Annotated in this window: 13 protein-coding genes; 3 read left to right on the top strand and 10 right to left on the bottom strand. The window is 46.5% G+C overall.

Features of this window, described 5'->3' with window-relative positions; translation table 11 throughout:
* Nucleotide 1: 1 nt before the first annotated feature.
* The 10 genes from ACW6QF_RS01060 to ACW6QF_RS01015 form a co-directional block, all read right to left on the bottom strand.
* Complete coding sequence (locus tag ACW6QF_RS01060) at nucleotides 2-1,369, bottom strand: C10 family peptidase (RefSeq protein ID WP_456086495.1); 1,368 nt, start codon at nucleotides 1,367-1,369, stop codon at nucleotides 2-4.
* A gap of 232 nt (nucleotides 1,370-1,601) precedes the next feature.
* Nucleotides 1,602-2,642: a UDP-glucose 4-epimerase GalE gene (gene galE, locus ACW6QF_RS01055; RefSeq protein WP_298555119.1), complete on the bottom strand. Its 1,041-nt coding sequence runs from the start codon at nucleotides 2,640-2,642 to the stop codon at nucleotides 1,602-1,604.
* Between the two features lie 24 nt (nucleotides 2,643-2,666).
* The gene (rsxA, locus tag ACW6QF_RS01050; RefSeq protein WP_293733327.1) at nucleotides 2,667-3,239 is read right to left on the bottom strand and encodes an electron transport complex subunit RsxA; all 573 of its coding nucleotides are present in this window, start codon (nucleotides 3,237-3,239) and stop codon (nucleotides 2,667-2,669) included.
* Between the two features lie 11 nt (nucleotides 3,240-3,250).
* Nucleotides 3,251-3,835: an RnfABCDGE type electron transport complex subunit E gene (locus ACW6QF_RS01045; protein WP_298555115.1), complete on the bottom strand. Its 585-nt coding sequence runs from the start codon at nucleotides 3,833-3,835 to the stop codon at nucleotides 3,251-3,253.
* Nucleotides 3,828-4,472 (bottom strand): RnfABCDGE type electron transport complex subunit G, encoded by a 645-nt coding sequence (locus ACW6QF_RS01040; protein WP_298555112.1) that lies wholly within the window; start codon nucleotides 4,470-4,472, stop codon nucleotides 3,828-3,830. The genes ACW6QF_RS01045 and ACW6QF_RS01040 overlap by 8 nt, the downstream gene beginning before the upstream one ends.
* A 2-nt stretch (nucleotides 4,473-4,474) precedes the next feature.
* Complete coding sequence (locus ACW6QF_RS01035; RefSeq protein WP_456086494.1) at nucleotides 4,475-5,434, bottom strand: RnfABCDGE type electron transport complex subunit D; 960 nt, start codon at nucleotides 5,432-5,434, stop codon at nucleotides 4,475-4,477.
* 12 nt (nucleotides 5,435-5,446) lie between these two features.
* On the bottom strand, nucleotides 5,447-6,778 hold the full coding sequence (gene rsxC / locus ACW6QF_RS01030; protein WP_456086493.1) for an electron transport complex subunit RsxC: 1,332 nt from the start codon (nucleotides 6,776-6,778) through the stop codon (nucleotides 5,447-5,449).
* Nucleotides 6,779-6,789: 11 nt separating this feature from the next.
* Nucleotides 6,790-7,797, bottom strand: a complete 1,008-nt coding sequence (locus tag ACW6QF_RS01025) for a Fe-S cluster domain-containing protein (RefSeq protein ID WP_456086492.1) — start codon at nucleotides 7,795-7,797, stop codon at nucleotides 6,790-6,792.
* 10 nt (nucleotides 7,798-7,807) lie between these two features.
* On the bottom strand, nucleotides 7,808-8,224 hold the full coding sequence (locus ACW6QF_RS01020) for a SoxR reducing system RseC family protein (RefSeq protein WP_456086491.1): 417 nt from the start codon (nucleotides 8,222-8,224) through the stop codon (nucleotides 7,808-7,810).
* A 100-nt stretch (nucleotides 8,225-8,324) separates the two neighbouring features.
* Nucleotides 8,325-9,872 carry a DUF3078 domain-containing protein gene (locus ACW6QF_RS01015; protein WP_456086490.1) on the bottom strand — a complete coding sequence of 516 codons (1,548 nt, stop codon included), beginning with the start codon at nucleotides 9,870-9,872 and terminating at the stop codon, nucleotides 8,325-8,327.
* Between the two features lie 265 nt (nucleotides 9,873-10,137).
* Here ACW6QF_RS01015 and ACW6QF_RS01010 point away from each other — a divergent pair, with 265 nt between their 5' ends.
* The 3 genes from ACW6QF_RS01010 to ACW6QF_RS01000 are packed head-to-tail and all read left to right on the top strand — an operon-like array spanning nucleotide 10,138 to nucleotide 15,674.
* The gene (locus tag ACW6QF_RS01010) at nucleotides 10,138-12,546 is read left to right on the top strand and encodes an ABC transporter permease (protein ID WP_456086489.1); all 2,409 of its coding nucleotides are present in this window, start codon (nucleotides 10,138-10,140) and stop codon (nucleotides 12,544-12,546) included.
* Nucleotides 12,547-12,563: 17 nt separating this feature from the next.
* Nucleotides 12,564-14,963 carry an ABC transporter permease gene (locus ACW6QF_RS01005; protein ID WP_456086488.1) on the top strand — a complete coding sequence of 800 codons (2,400 nt, stop codon included), beginning with the start codon at nucleotides 12,564-12,566 and terminating at the stop codon, nucleotides 14,961-14,963.
* Nucleotides 14,964-14,999: 36 nt separating this feature from the next.
* Nucleotides 15,000-15,674, top strand: coding sequence for an ABC transporter ATP-binding protein (locus ACW6QF_RS01000; protein WP_456086487.1), 675 nt, complete (start codon nucleotides 15,000-15,002; stop codon nucleotides 15,672-15,674).
* Nucleotides 15,675-15,882 lie beyond the last annotated feature (208 nt).

The following is a 15,882-nucleotide window of genomic DNA, read 5'->3' as shown; positions in this document are numbered from 1 at the left end:
TTTATTTGGGACTTACATAAATATTTTGTCTGCGATATTTATAATCTTTATCACTTGTCGGGTTAGCTCCTGTGTACCAACCGTCATGACGGCCTCCCCATCCCCAATTCATGTGGAAAGTTGTATAGGAAATTCCACCGAAACCACCAGGCAAATCAAGCAAAGTTTCTCCGAAATTATCATACGAACCATTATAAAGATATTCTACATAATATTCATATTCAGAAGAATTACTTATTAGACCATCACATATCCAAGCATGCCCTTTTGTTAAATTTCTATCTCCGCACATAAATACTGGCCTGTTGAAATTTCTTATCTCAAATGCAACCTCGCTTGGTTTATGGTCTTTTAATATGGCATTATATCCATAATTGTCAAACTGCTTAACTGCGTTTTTGGGTTTTGCCCCAGAGGAATCTTCCCCATAATCAGTATCGATTGCTTTTCCCACTTCAGCAATTAAAAATTGATTTGCATATGTTGCCCCTGTATTTGGCATATCATTCCAATTGAAATATGTTGGAAATCTATGAAATTTCATGATTTGTGCCATCGCAATTGCTACGCAGCCAGCCTGCGCTTGATTTGGACATAATGCATTGTAGGGTGAACCTTGATCCCATTGTGTTACAACTAATGGTTCTATTGAGGTGTGAATGCTTACATCTCTGATTCCTACAATTGTATATTCATAAGGAGATCCGCATTGATCGGCTGTGCTGTAAACCTTACTTGGCAGATTAACGTTTGACTGGGATGAAAGAGTGGTAAATGACCATCCCTCAGAATAATAAGTTTCATTCAATTGTTTGAGTCGGTTGCGACACATGATAGCTTCGGTGGAGTTACCTCCAGGTATGTTTGATCGTTGAAGTTCTGCCACTTGAGGGGTGTACTTAAGCCATTCAAGCGCAATTCGTGAAGTGATTTGCGGATCAAGATTTTCACTTGACTCAATAGCTTGAATTGTTTCGTCAAGCCATACTTTCAGACCGTCATTCATGTCTGTAGTATCGAGGACAAATTGGCTTTCGTTTGAGTAAGCCAGAATAGGGTAGTAGTCTTTGGTGGCACTCATAATTGCCCAACCGCCTTCTTCGTAGTTGACAACATAGGCAAGCGGGGTATTTGTATTGCTGTTGATAAGTTCAATCGAACCTATGGATTTGCTGCTCTTTGTTTGTTTACCGTTCTGAAAATCGGCAAAGAAAATATTTGCGATTTCTTGAGCTGTATTTTTGGATACAAAACTTTGTTTGGTTGGATTCCCGGATTCCCACATCTCAGGGAATGTTAGAATCTTTTCTTCATTGCTGCACGAGAGTAGACTGGAACAGATAAGCAATAAATTTGTGATTTTTTTCATAACTATATATTATTATTGATTGATAATAAAAATGTAACATGTGTCGCAATGTAGCAAGAATACCTGAAATATCCTATTAAAATCAGAAAAGTTATTTCAATCTTGGTCAAAGGATGAGGGTTCACAAGAAGATTCTGATTGATAGAGGTTTAGAAGGTGTGTGAAGGTGAAATGTAAAAAGGGAAACATCGGCTGATGCTTCCCTTTTTATCAATAATGAGGATGTTTCCGATTACATGATACCGCGTTCGCGCAGTCTCTCCTGCCATTTCCAGGCGGAAGCCAATGTATCGGCGAGCGTTTCTGTTGCTTTCCAGCCTAAGACTTTATTGGCGCGTTCGGGATTGGCCCAAACCTTTTCGATATCCCCTTCGCGGCGGCCTACGATCTTGTGCGGGACTTTAACGCCTGTTGCAGCTTCGAACGTGTTGATCAGCTCCAATACGGAAACACCGTTGCCGGTTCCGAGGTTGAAGATTTCCACATTTTCCAGAGACTTGCCGCCCAACATACGGTCCATGGCGATCACGTGAGCCTTAGCCAGATCGACGACGTTGATATAGTCGCGGATGCAAGAGCCGTCAGGCGTGTCATAATCGTCGCCGAACACGCTCAACTCCTTGCGTATGCCCATAGCCGTTTGTGTCAGATACGGGATCAGGTTCTGAGGAACGCCGTTAGGCAATTCGCCGATCTCTGCTGTCGGATGTGCTCCGATCGGGTTGAAGTAGCGCAGGATGATGCTCTTGAAAGGAGCGCCGGCGTGGATCGTGTCGCGGATGATCTCTTCGTTGATCTGCTTCGTGTTTCCGTAAGGAGAAGTGGCCGGTTTGATCGGTGCGTTCTCGGTTACAGGCAGGTTTTCAGGGTCAGGCTGTCCGTAAACGGTGCAGGAAGATGAGAACACGATACCTTCGATATCGAATTCCGGCATCAGTTCCAACAGGTTTACCAGTGTAACGACGTTGTTTCGGTAGTATTTCAACGGCTGCTGTACGGATTCGCCTACTGCTTTGCTGGCGGCGAACAGGATGATGCCTTTGATTCCCGGATGAGCTTTCAACGCTTCGCGGGTTGCTTCCTTGTCTTTCAGGTCCAGTTGGATGAATTCAGGACGGATGCCTGTGATGCGTTCGATACCGTCCAATACTTCTATATTGGAGTTAGACAGGTCGTCGATGATGACTACTTCATAACCTGCGTTTTGCAGTTCTACTGTGGTGTGTGATCCGATGTAACCAGTTCCACCTGCTACTAAAATCTTTTGTTTCATCTTAGTGTTTATTTAGATTAGTAATTACACAATCCCTGAAAAACCCATGAAAGCCATCGCTAACAGACCTGCTGTGATAAGGGCGATCGGGGTTCCTTTCATGCCATCGGGAACATTTGTCATTGCTAATTGTTCTCTGACACCTGCAAAGATAATCAAAGCTAACGCAAATCCAATAGCTGTAGAGATTGCATATACAACGGATTCCAATAAATTATATTCTTTTTGTATTACGAGGATGGCTACACCCAGGATACAACAGTTTGTCGTGATCAGAGGAAGAAACACGCCAAGCGCCTGATAAAGGGCCGGAGAGACTTTCTTCAGGATGATTTCCACCATCTGTACCAATGCGGCAATGATCAGGATGAAGCTGATGGTCTGCATAAAGCCCAATCCAAAAGCATCCAGAATATATTTTTGTACGAGGAACGTTACGACAGTAGCGATCGTCAATACGAAAGTCACGGCGGCGCCCATACCGGCTGCCGTTTCCACCTTCTTGGATACGCCCAGGAACGGGCAGATACCTAAGAACTGTGCCAGTACAACGTTGTTTACGAATACGGCGGCAATAAAGATCAATATATATTCCATATCGTTCGTTTTTAAGCTTTACGCAGTTTGTTTACAATAGCGACCAAATATCCCAGCGCGATGAAAGCACCCGGAGCCAGTACGAAAATCAGTGAACCGTATTGTTCGGGCATCAATGTCAGGTTGAACAACTTGCCGGTTCCCAGCAACTCGCGGACAGCCCCTAACAATGTCAAGGCCATCGTGAAGCCCAGTCCCATACCCAATCCGTCGAAAGCGGAGGGGATGATGCCGTTCTTGGCAGCGAATGCTTCGGCACGTCCCAGCACGATACAGTTTACAACGATCAACGGGATAAACAAGCCCAAGCTTGCATACAAAGCCGGTACGAAAGCCTCCATACACATCTGGACAACCGTCACGAAGGTTGCGATCACGACAATGAAAGCCGGAATACGCACCATGTCGGGGATCAGGTTCTTCAAGGCCGAAATCACGATGTTGGAGCAGATCAATACAAACATGGTTGCAAGTCCCATACTCATACCGTTGAGAGCGGAAGAGGTCGTACCTAATGTCGGGCACATACCTAATAGCAATACGAATGTCGGGTTCTCTTTGATGACACCATTCATCAATATTTTCAGGTTACTCATTGTCGTTTCCTCCCTCTTTAGTTGTGTTATCGGATGATGTGGTTGCCCCGGTCATTCCGTCGGCACCGGCGAATGCGCTGTAAGCGCGGTTCACCGCGTTCAGGAATGCGCGGCTGGTGATGGTTGCCGCTGTGATCGCGTCTACATCGCCACCGTCTTTGGATACTTTCAGTTCGCCGTCTGCCAGGTTACGTCCTAATACGCTCTGTTTGTTCTTGTCAGCGCGGAACCATTCCTGCATCTTGGCGCCTAAGCCCGGAGTCTCGGCATGTTGCAGCACGGAGTAGTTCAATAGTTTGCCCTCGGCATCGAAGCCTACGATCACTTTGATTTCGCCGCTGAACCCTTTCTTCGTATTACTTTCTACGGCTGCGCCAACGAATTGGCCGCCTTTGGTGGCCGGATAGATCTTCAGCGAATCGCCGTCTGCCGTAACAGCCATATAAGCCTGCTCGGTCGGCTTGTTATCGAAATCCGGCGTCACCGCTTTGATCGCCTCTTCCAGCGCAGCGGCTTTGGTGGCGGCAATCGGGCCGGTGGTGTACATGTTCACACCTGCTAATATTGCTCCTGCCACTACACAGATGATGGTGAGTGAAAGGAACATATTGGGTAATGTTGATTTTAGTTTTGCCATGCTTATTTTCCTCCGAAATGTTTAGGTTTCATATAACTGTTGATTAGCGGAGTAACTCCATTCATGATGAAGATGGCAAATGACATACCTTCGGGATAAGAACCGAACAGACGGATCACCGTTGTCAGGATACCAATGCCGACACCGTAGACAATCATGCCGCTCTTGCTCATCGGAGAAGTCACATAGTCGGTCGCCATGAAGATGGCTCCCAACATCAGACCTCCGGATAACAGATGGACGAACGGGCTTGCGTATTGGACCGGATTCACCAGGTGCATGATACCTGTAAAGACAAATACCGTGACGAAGATGGAAACCGGAACCTGCCAAGTGATAATCTTCTTCCATAACATATAGAACATACCTAACAGCAGTGCGAATGCGCTGACTTCACCAAGGCTACCGCCCATGTTACCGACCAGCATGTCGCTGAGTGTCGGCATCTTGTCGAGCGCTCCCTCGTTCATCAGGGAAAGAACGGTTGCGCCAGTCGTCGCATCTGCATAAGATGTCAATTGTCCGACAACGGGCCAGGTGGTCATCTGTGCCGGGAAGGAGATCAGCAGGAAGATACGTCCTGTCAGTGCCGGGTTGAAGATGTTGTTACCCAGACCGCCGAACGACATCTTACCGATACCGATGGCAGCCAGCGCACCGATGGCGATGATCCAGACCGGCAGGTTAGACGGCAGGTTGAACGCCAGCAAAACGCCGGTCAGGATGGCCGAACCGTCGTAAATGGTCGGTTCCTTTTTCATCAGGAACTTCTGAATCAGATATTCGAACAGGACGCAGAAGAAAACCGAAGCTACGGTTACGATCAGCGCACCCAGTCCGAAAAAGTAGAGTGATACCAGGAAAGCCGGAACAAGGGCAATCAGTACACCGTACATATTTTTGCTTATGCTGTCGCCGCCATGAATGTGGGGCGAGGGAGATACGTATAATTTGTTTTCCATATTGCTCTTGTTTTATGACTTTCTTGCACGAATAATACCCATTACTTTGCCTTTTCCCAACCGGATCTGATCCAATAGCGGGCGGTTGGCGGGACAAGTATAGCTACAGGAACCGCATTCGATGCAATCCTGAATGTAGCCTGCCTCGGCTTTTTCCCAGTCTTTATAGACGGTGAACTTCATCAGGAAGGCCGGGTTCAGCCCCATCGGGCAAACGTTCACGCATTTGGCGCAACGGATACAGTCTTGCATCGGTTTACGGACGGATTCTTCCTTAGTCAGGAGCAATACGCCGGAACTGCCTTTGGTTACCGGCACTTCGGCGCTGACCAATGCTTTACCCATCATCGGGCCTCCACCGATAATCTTACCCGTGTTCTCAGGGATGCCGCCGGCTGCTTCGATCAGCGTGTTGATAGGCGTACCCATACGGACCAGGAAGTTCGACGGAGTGGCTACAGCCTTCCCGGTTACGGTTACGACACGTTCGAACAACGGTTTGTTCTTCTGGACGGCTTCGTAGACAGCGTAGGCTGTTCCTACGTTCTGCACGACGGCTCCGGCCGAGATAGGCAGTGCGCCGCTCTTTACCTGGCGACGGATCACGGCATCGATCAACTGCTTTTCACCTCCCTGCGGATATTGCACTTTCAACGGCATGATCTCGATACCGGGATAAGCGGCCGCCAGCTTCGTCAAATGGGCGATTGCGTCGGGTTTATTGTTTTCAATGCCGATAACGGCTTTGTTTACGTTTACCGCCTTCATGAGCAATGTAACGCCCACCAGGATTTGTTCGCCTTTCTCCATCATCAGGGAATGATCGGAAGTCAGATACGGTTCACACTCTACAGCGTTGATAATGATAATCTCCGCCTTGCTTCCCGGAGGCGGCATCAACTTCACCTGTGTCGGGAAAGTTGCGCCACCCAGACCTACGATACCGGCTGCTGCAATCTTGTCGACGATCTCTTTAGAGGACAACGTACAGTCTTTTACCAAGGCGTCGCTACGGTCAATCGTTTCTTCCCATTCGTCTCCTTCCACGTCGATGTAGATGGCGGGGCGTTTGTAGCCGCTTGAGTCGAGAGCGTTATCTATTTTGTTTACTTTACCGGATACCGACGAGTGGATGTTGGCGGAGACGAAACCTCCTGCCTTGGCGACAAGTGTTCCTACTTTAACCAGATCACCCTTCTTGACCACTGCCTGGGCCGGGGCCCCGATGTGCTGACTGAGCGGTATGATTACCTGCTTAGGAGCAGCTAACGCGGTAATCTTCTTACCGGCAGACAATTTATTTTCGGGCGGATGTATACCTCCGATTCGAAATGTCCTTAGCATACTATTAGATTTTATTTTTGATTTGTTTCTTCTTTTGTTTCAACTTTGGGAGTTTCTGCTTTTGGCGTAGCGTTTGTCGCCGGTGCTTCTGCCTTTGGTCCCTCCGGTTTTGCTTCTGCTTTCGGAACTCCAGCCTTTGGCGCAGCTGGTTTCGGAGCTGTTGCCGGTTTTACTTTGTCGGCGTCCACAGCCGGAGCTGCTTCTTTACGCGGCGGGAAGTTCAATTCGTGGATGGCTCCGGTCGGACATACGGCTACACATTTGCGGCATAAACGGCATTTGGTGTAATCGATGTAGGCCACGTTGTTTTCCACTGTGATTGCTTCGAACGGGCATTCCTTTGCACATTTGCCACAACCGATACAAGCGTTGGCACATGCTTTCTTGGCTACTCCGCCTTTGTCTTTGTTTACACAGCTAACGAAGATACGGCGTGACTTGGGCCCTTTCTTACGCAGTTCGATGATGTTTTTCGGGCAAGCTTTTACGCAAGCTCCGCATGAAGTACATTTGTCTTCGTCCACTTCCGGAAGTCCTGTCTCCAGGTTGATGTGGATGGCGTCGAAGTTACATGCAGCCACACAGTCGCCATAACCCAGGCAACCGAATGAACAGCCGGTCTCTCCGCCATACAGGGTAGAAGCAATCGCACAACTCTGCACACCGTCGTATTGATTGGTGCGCGGACGGGCGGCACAGGTTCCGTTGCAACGCACAACGGCAACCATCGGCTCAGCACTGGCAGCTTCCTTTCCGAGGATCGTGGCTACTTTACCCATTACCGGCGCTCCGCCTACGGGACATAACAGGCCGTCCAATGTGTCGGCCTTTACACAAGCCGTAGCAAAACCACCGCATCCGGGGTATCCACAACCTCCGCAATTGGCTCCGGGCAATACCTCCTGGACTTGTGCGATACGAGGATCTTCGTATACTTCAAACTTCTTGGAGGCGGCGTATAGAAAAACTGCGCCGATGGCTCCAATCGCTCCTAATGAAATAACGGCAATTAAAATCATGATATGTTTGTCAATTAAGTTTTTTCAAAGTAAAAATGAATCGCCTTTTTAGTTTGTCGCGTAAAATGTATAATATGCAATAATAAGGAACTAAGAGCAGTAATCCGGTTAACCCGCTTGTGGTTTCTTCCCATTGCATACTTGTACCTGTTACAATAGTCGCAAGAACTATTATTAGCGGAAATATAAATGCAAGAAGTACGGCCTGCAGGCCCAGTGAACTTTGTCCGCATAACTGGACTTCTTCATTTACATGGAATTGTCCAGAGTTGTCCGGAACCTCGATAATCTTTACTTTACTCTCGGATGCCGCGCACATGCTTCGCGCATGGCACCCGGAGCAAGCCGATTGCTGGATGATCCTGACATAGACCGTACCGCCGTCGATCTTCTCTATAACCCCATTGTGATTGATACTTTCGCTCATATTTGTAATCTCGACATTGCAAAACCGAGGCAAAAGTACGTATTATTTGGAAATTATGTCACGATTAACAAAGTTTATTATGGAAATAATAGACTTTGTCTTACCATTTGTAATTAAACCCGAAGCTCAACAGCTCGTTGATCTGAAGATAACTGTCGAAATCTTCTTTCTTGGTGACTGCGTCATCGTAACGTAAGTTCAACGATATGGTGGTCGAGAAGAAACGGCTGATAGCCATTGTCAGGCGGTTTTCGAATTCACCCAACATGCGGTCGTAACTGGTAAAATAGTAGAAACGCGAATACCAGCTTACATTCCGGTTGAACTGGAATGTCATGGTCGCGTTTATCGTGGAACCGAATTGGCTTAATTTTCGTTCGTATTTGCCTGTGGCTTCATCCTTTTTGAAACCGTGACGTCCCAAATCGATGTCCTTGTTCGTGCTATACATAAATGTATAAGAGAGCGGAGCGAGGTTGGCAGACAATGTCAATTTCTTATGTCGGCTATTGGGAAATTTCTTGTTCAGGTCATATTTCATACCGACACCGAGGTTGATGTTGAACGGCGAAAGGAAGCCGGCCAGTTTGTTGTCGGTATTTTCGGCATAGTTGCTGAAAAGCTGTGTCTGGAAAGTGGCATCGAATGTATAGAACCACTTATTGAAGGCTTTATAACCGATGTTACTGTGGAGCCGCAACACATCGTCACCGATCTTGTAATCGCGCAACGTGTCTTTTGGAGCCGTATAGACATTCGTTTTCCATTCCAGTTCGTTTGTGAACTGCACTTTGTCCTTATTATAATTGTACACGAAATATTGGCGGTTGGTCAGGTTCAAAGTGCTCACGCCTCCCTTATGCCAGTTTGGGGAAATATAATTCTGGGCAAACTGGATGGCACTTTCGAAATGGGAAGTCCAGTAGCGACGTTCCGGAATGAATTTTACCGGAGCATCCACATCGCTGAATGCATTCGGATCACTTTCTATTTTGATCAGTTCCGGTTCGTATGTCACTTTCTTGATAACATGCGTTTTAACGACATCTGTCGGCAGGTCACGTTCCGAATAGCGAAAATATTCCGGGTAGTTTACACGTACATAATTATATGCGCTATTCTGCAACTTGTTCTTCAATGTTTCGTCTTGGAACAAAGTAGTATCCGGCTTGAACAATGGAAAGTCGGGACGTTGTTTTGCAATAAAGTCCTTGTCATACAATTGCAGGTCTTTCGGGATAAGCCCTCCCTTGAACAGAATAGGAGTGAACAGCGGATTGACGATTGTCGTATCCCGCAAGGTTGCCCACGGGCTGATGATGGTAGACGGGTCACGTACCCAATTTACCCAATATTGTGCCTCCGGCGATAACTCAATCTCGTCTTTCTTTAAAAAACGGAGTAAGTTTTCACTCGGTGTGGCGGGAGATGAGTAGCTGCTATTGAGTTTTTCGAACTGTGCCCTGAGATCAGGAATTTTATCCAGTTCCGTTTCTTCCAAGTCTAATAAAGGAAATGTATCGGGAACAGCAGTCTGGACCGTTTTGTTCAACTGATTCCCGCTGATTATATTAACATCTTGTGCCTCTACCCGATTACTGCTGAATGACAATACAATAAATAACGCTAAAACAGATCTCTTCACCATCGTCGTATCTTTTTTACATTCATTTAAAATATTGGTGCGAAATTAGTCAAAAGTTCCGAGATAGACTAATTTTATCTGAGATAACCGTATCAAAATCTGTCAAGACAAGCAGTAAGAGGGATACTTTCGTGCGTTTTTGCACGTAGTGTGTACGGAAGTGGACAGTCGGCAAAAAGATGAACCTCTGTATGTGGTTGTGAATAAGTCGGTTCTGGAAATGGCATGGCATTTGCTTTATGTTGGGTAATTTATAAAAAACAGTCCTATGTTTAAACACTATGTTAAAGTCGCGCTCCGGCTGATCAAGCGGAGTTTCCTGTTTTCTTCCATCAATATGCTGGGGTTCGTGTTAGGTATGACGGCTGCTTTCCTGATCTATCTCTGGATTGTGGATGAGTCGGCCTTTGAGGATTTTCAAATTAACCGGGATTCGATCTACCGGATAATTGCGGTAGAACAGGAGGCAAGCGGACAAGTGAAGAAGTCTGCCTATACGGTGGCGCCGTTGAGCAAGGCATTCCGGGAAGAATTCCCACAGGTGGAGAATGCTACTTTTATGTTGAATTTCGGAACTTTGAGCCTGCATTCGGGCACCGATCTGATCGAAGCTGCCTATAAGTATGTCGATACGACTTTTTTCGATGTATTCAGTTTTCCTGTTATCGCCGGCGATCCCGGTCTGATAAAGAAAGATCCGCAACAAATCGTGCTGGCGGAGTCGGCAGCAAAGAAATTGTTTGGCGGGGCTTCGGTTGTCGGGAGAGAAGTTACCTGCCAGTTTTTCGGGCAGACTTTTCGTTATAAAGTGGCGGCAGTCCTGAAAGTCCCGCGTAAAAGCCATATCAAGTTTGAGGTCCTGTTGAGCGAACAGGCCTATTACGAACAGATGAATTGGGATTTTGTCGAGGGGACAAACGTTTATATCCAGTTAAGAAAAGGTGCGGTTTTATCAGAAGCGGATTGGCGGAAGATGAGTCGTTTCTGGTTAAACCATAAAGAGAGAGGAATGCTTTTGGATTTCCAACCGCTGAAAGATATCCATCTGCATACTTCATTTAAAGATCCGGAAGTCGGCAATCACGGGAATATGTCGCAGATTTATCTGTTTACGGCTTTGGCTGTCCTGATCGTTTTTATGGGAGCATTCAATTTCACAACTTTGTCTACGGCACGCGCCTCCCAACGTTTTAAGGAAATCGGCGTCCGGAAAGTGACAGGAGCCAAGCGGAAGGCCCTGGTGATGCAATTTCTGTCGGAGAGTCTGGTACAGGCGTTCCTGTCGTTGATACTGGCATTGGCGTTGACGGAATTGCTGTTGCCGCTTTTCAACCGGTTTGTGGAAAAGGATATTGTGCTGACAGCCAGTTGGCAGACCCTATTGTTTGTCCTGTTTGGGATTATCGGAGTCGGCTGCTTGGCGGGAGCGTTTCCCGCTTTTTATATGTCGCGGTTTAATCCGCTGCAATCTTTTAGGGGAGGAAATCCCGCCGGGAAAAAAGGCGCGTTGGTCAAAGGTCTGGTGTGTGTACAGTTTGTTATCGCCATAGTAATGATCTTTTGTACTTCTGTCGTATTCAAACAACTTCATTATCTGCAAAATGCGGATTTGGGACTGGACAAGGAAGACATGGTGGTTGCCGATTGCGGACTTTTCGACTTTATGTCCTACATGGGCGGTTATGGAATTGATGATTATAAGCAGGAGGTGTTGAAGAACCCGAATGTCAGGTCTGTGACCGGAGGAGTGGAGCTTTCGAATTATCTTCAGGGACATCGAACGGAGGAAAACTCGTTCAGCTGGATGAACGAGGCCGGACAGGTCGATTCGCTGAAAATGGTCGGAGTGGCCGGTGATGGTGATTTTATGGAGACATTGGGCTTGACCCTGTTGAAAGGAATGCCGTTTGGAGCGGATAAAAAGGCCTATATGGACGGTGCCTATGAAAAAGAGTTGCCGATTGTCATTAATGAAACGGCCTGGAAAATGATGAATGTGGAAGATCCGGTCGGTATGCTTTTACAGAATAAAGGGTGGTACGGAGAGACATCGCGGATCGTCGGTATCGTGAAGGATTTTAACTTCCAGCCGTTGCGTGAGAAAGTGAAACCGGCTTATCTGTATTATTCCCGCCGGCTGTTGAATACATTATATATAAAGATCTCTCCTGAGAATAGAGCCGAGACATTGAAGTTCCTGAAAGACGAGTATGAGAAGATGCGTCCGGATAACGTCTTTACCTATCGTTTTTTCTCGGACGCTTTGAATCTGAATTATGCTCATGAGCGGCAGCTCGGCCGGATGTTCTTGGTTTTTACGGTGCTGGCTATCATTGTCGCCATGATGGGGGTGTTCGGCTTGGTTGCTTTGTCGACGGTGCAACGTACGAAAGAGATCGGCGTCAGGAAGGTGAACGGAGCACATTCCCGCCGGATCGTGTGGATGTTCTGCCGGGAATATATGGTTGGGGTCGGGATTGCGTTTCTAATCGCCTGCCCGTTGAGCTATCTGTTGATGCTTCGCTGGATAAGCAACTTTGCTTATCAGACGGCAATCAGTTGGTGGCTGTTTCCGCTGGCCGGTTGCATCATCTTGCTGATAACGATGTTGACGGTTGTTGTCCAGACTTGGCGTGCCGCCTCCCGTAATCCGGTGACATCACTACGTTATGAATAAAATAATAGAGAAAAGATATGCTGAAACATTATGTAAAAGTCGCACTCCGGCTGATTAAGCGGAGTTTCCTGTTTTCGTCCATCAATATGCTGGGCTTTGTGGTCGGGATGACGGCCGCATTCTTGATTTATCTTTGGATTGTAGATGAGTTGACGTTTGAGGATTTTAATAAGAACCGGAATGAGATTTACCGGGTGATCCGGGAAATCGAGCATGCTGATGGGCAAGTCCCGTCTACGGTTACACCGTTAAGCGGGATATTCAGAAAAGATTTTCCGAAAGTAGAGAATGCTACATTTGTTAAATATAGTAGTACCGCTGATTTTCATTATGGGGATGATTTTATTGTAGCGAAACTGGCGTATGTGGACACGACGTTCTTTGATGTATTCGATTTCCCGGTCATAGCCGGTGATCCCAAGTTGATGAAGAAAGACCCGCAACAGATTGTAATTTCGGAGGAGACGGCAAAGAGAATGTTTGGTGATGCTTCGGCTGTAGGAAAAGAAATTATTCATAATTTCTGGAGAGAACAACGGCCTTATAAAATTGCCGCCGTATTGAAAGTCCCTCGTAAAAGTCATATTCAGTTTGACGTATTGATCGGTTGGAACTCTTTTCTATCCTATAATAAAGAGGATGAGAATAATTGGGGGTGGTCGGAGCGGATGCACGTTTATGTCCAGCTGAAGAAAGGTCTGAAGTTGACCGATACGGATAGGCAGATGATGCGTAATCTGTGGGTCGACCGCTCGCAATGGGGAAAGCCGTTGGATCTTCAACCTTTGACAGACATTCATTTGCATACGACTTTTAAAGAGCCGGATGATGTCTGCAATCATGGCAATATGCAGCAAGTTTATTTATTTGCAGTATTGGCTTCTTTGATAATCTTTATGGGAGCATTTAATTTTACTACATTGTCGACAGCGCGTGCTTCCCAACGATTCAAGGAGATCGGCATACGGAAGGTGACGGGTGCAAAGCGGAAGATGCTGATTAGTCAATTCCTCTCGGAAAGTCTCGTGCAGGCTTTCCTGGCATTGTTGTTGGCACTTGCCTTGACGGAATTGCTGTTGCCTCTTTTCAATCGGTTTGTCGGGAAGGATATCGGGTTGATGTTCAGTTGGGAAACTTTGTTGTTTGTCCTGTTCGGCATTTTGGGTGTCGGTTGTTTGGCGGGAGCTTTTCCGGCCTTTTATATGTCCTCGGTTAATCCACTATTGGCATTTAAAGGGGGGAAAGTGACAGGAAAGAAAGGAGCGTTGATCAAAGGGTTGGTCTGTGTTCAATTTGTGATTGCGATCACGATGATTATCGGTACGATGATAACATTCAAACAATTACATTATTTACAAAATGCAGATGTAGGGGTGAACATTGAAAATCTGGTTGTCGTGGACGTTGATGACTGGCGTGAAGAATCAATTCCGTATAAACAGGAAGTGTTGAAAAATCCGTATGTGGAAAGTATAGCTATAGGAGTCGACCTTTCTGATTTTGTACAGGGATATCGTTGGGAAACTTCAAAATTCAGTTGGCAGGATGGAGCCGGGAAGGTCGATTCGTTGGAGATGGTCGGATTGGTGGGAGATAAGGATTTCTTCCAAACATTGGGACTGGAGTTGTTGAAAGGGGAAGTGCTTGAAGCTGATCCTGATAAATTCTGGAGCGGAGCGTATGGTGTGACGCCGATTGTCATTAATGAAACAGCCTGGAGAATGTTGAAGGTGGAAAATCCTGTAGGCATGATCTTGAATGGAGGTCCTTTTTTATCCGGTCGCGGAACCTCACGTATCATCGGTATCGTAAAAGATTTTAATTACCAACCGTTACGGGAAAAGATCCGGCCTGTATTCATGTACTATACCAATCAGTTGCTTGATAAGATGTACGTCAAAATCTCTCCGGGAAAACAGGCGGAAACGCTGAAGTTCTTGAAAGAAAAATATGAAGAGATGCGTCCTAATCATCTCTTTGTTCCTCAATTTTTCAAGAATGTCCTTAAAAACAATTATGCCCGTGAACGGCAACTGAGCCAAATGTTTCTGATATTTACCGTTTTGGCTATTATTGTCGCCATGATGGGCGTTTTTGGGCTGGTAGCCCTTTCGACGGCACAGCGGACGAAGGAAATCGGAATTCGTAAGGTGAATGGTGCGCATTCGGACCGGATTGTCAGGATGTTCTGCTTCGAATATATGCGTTGGGTCGGGATTGCGTTTGTGATCGCCTGTCCGGTCGGATATCTTTTTATGGATCGCTGGTTGAGCAACTTCGCTTATCGGGTGGCAATCGGCTGGTGGCTGTTCCCGTTGGCAGGGCTGATTATATTGTCGGTTACGATCCTGACGGTTGTTGTCCAGACTTGGCGTGCCGCCTCCCGTAATCCGGTGACATCACTACGTTATGAGTAAATGAAATGATAAGTATGAAATAAAAAACAGATAAGTATGATACGAGCAATTAACCTGACGAAAGTATTCTGCACGGAAAGTGTGGAGACGACAGCCTTGAATGGCATTAATCTGGAAATAAACGAAGGAGAATTCCTGGCAATCATGGGACCTTCCGGTTGTGGCAAATCGACATTGCTGAATCTCTTGGGGCTGTTGGATAACCCGACGGACGGCGAACTGTGGTTTCTCGGGCAGGAAGTTTCCCGATATACGGAAAATAGCCGTACGGACCTGCGGAACGGAAATATCGGTTTTGTCTTTCAGAGTTTTAACCTGATAGACGAATTGACGGTCTTTGAGAATGTGGAACTTCCCTTGCTCTATGCCGGTGTTTCTATGAAGGAACGGGTTGAAAGGGTGAATGCTGCCCTCGACCGGATGCAGATCGCCCACCGTTCGGAACATTTCCCGCAACAATTGTCCGGTGGTCAGCAACAACGTGTGGCGATTGCCCGCGCCATCGTCACGAATCCGCATATCGTCTTGGCGGATGAGCCGACCGGAAACCTGGATTCCGTCAACGGCAATGAAGTGATGAACCTCCTGACTGAACTGAATCGTGAAGGAACGACCGTCGTGATGGTTACCCACTCCGAGGAAAATGCCCGGATGGCAGGTCGGCTGATCCGTATGATGGATGGTAATATTTTGACAGAGAGTAGAAAATAAAATAAGGGAAAAAACGGATTTGCGTGGTATCAAAATGTCACTACCACCCTGTCAAAATAGAATTTCTACCCCATATATTTGGAATGGGTCTTGTTCACTTTTGCTGTATGGTTACTTTTTGTGTATTTAATTAATAAAAGAGCACAGCTTAAAAAATAAAAGTCTATATTATAAGTGCAAACAAAAATATGGACAAAATCATTAAGCT

The sequence above is a fragment of the Parabacteroides sp. genome (assembly GCF_977054455.1).
This window is presented reverse-complemented; position numbering and strand designations above follow the sequence as displayed.

Bases quoted from the DNA above. Each gene is read 5' to 3' on its own strand.
- ACW6QF_RS01060 (WP_456086495.1), bottom strand. From the start codon at position 1,369: ATGAAAAAAATCACAAATTTATTGCTTATCTGTTCCAGTCTACTCTCG.
- galE (WP_298555119.1), bottom strand. From the start codon at position 2,642: ATGAAACAAAAGATTTTAGTAGCAGGTGGAACTGGTTACATCGGATCA.
- rsxA (WP_293733327.1), bottom strand. From the start codon at position 3,239: ATGGAATATATATTGATCTTTATTGCCGCCGTATTCGTAAACAACGTT.
- ACW6QF_RS01045 (WP_298555115.1), bottom strand. From the start codon at position 3,835: ATGAGTAACCTGAAAATATTGATGAATGGTGTCATCAAAGAGAACCCG.
- ACW6QF_RS01040 (WP_298555112.1), bottom strand. From the start codon at position 4,472: ATGGCAAAACTAAAATCAACATTACCCAATATGTTCCTTTCACTCACC.
- ACW6QF_RS01035 (WP_456086494.1), bottom strand. From the start codon at position 5,434: ATGGAAAACAAATTATACGTATCTCCCTCGCCCCACATTCATGGCGGC.
- rsxC (WP_456086493.1), bottom strand. From the start codon at position 6,778: ATGCTAAGGACATTTCGAATCGGAGGTATACATCCGCCCGAAAATAAA.
- ACW6QF_RS01025 (WP_456086492.1), bottom strand. From the start codon at position 7,797: ATGATTTTAATTGCCGTTATTTCATTAGGAGCGATTGGAGCCATCGGC.
- ACW6QF_RS01020 (WP_456086491.1), bottom strand. From the start codon at position 8,224: ATGAGCGAAAGTATCAATCACAATGGGGTTATAGAGAAGATCGACGGC.
- ACW6QF_RS01015 (WP_456086490.1), bottom strand. From the start codon at position 9,872: ATGGTGAAGAGATCTGTTTTAGCGTTATTTATTGTATTGTCATTCAGC.
- ACW6QF_RS01010 (WP_456086489.1), top strand. From the start codon at position 10,138: ATGTTTAAACACTATGTTAAAGTCGCGCTCCGGCTGATCAAGCGGAGT.
- ACW6QF_RS01005 (WP_456086488.1), top strand. From the start codon at position 12,564: ATGCTGAAACATTATGTAAAAGTCGCACTCCGGCTGATTAAGCGGAGT.
- ACW6QF_RS01000 (WP_456086487.1), top strand. From the start codon at position 15,000: ATGATACGAGCAATTAACCTGACGAAAGTATTCTGCACGGAAAGTGTG.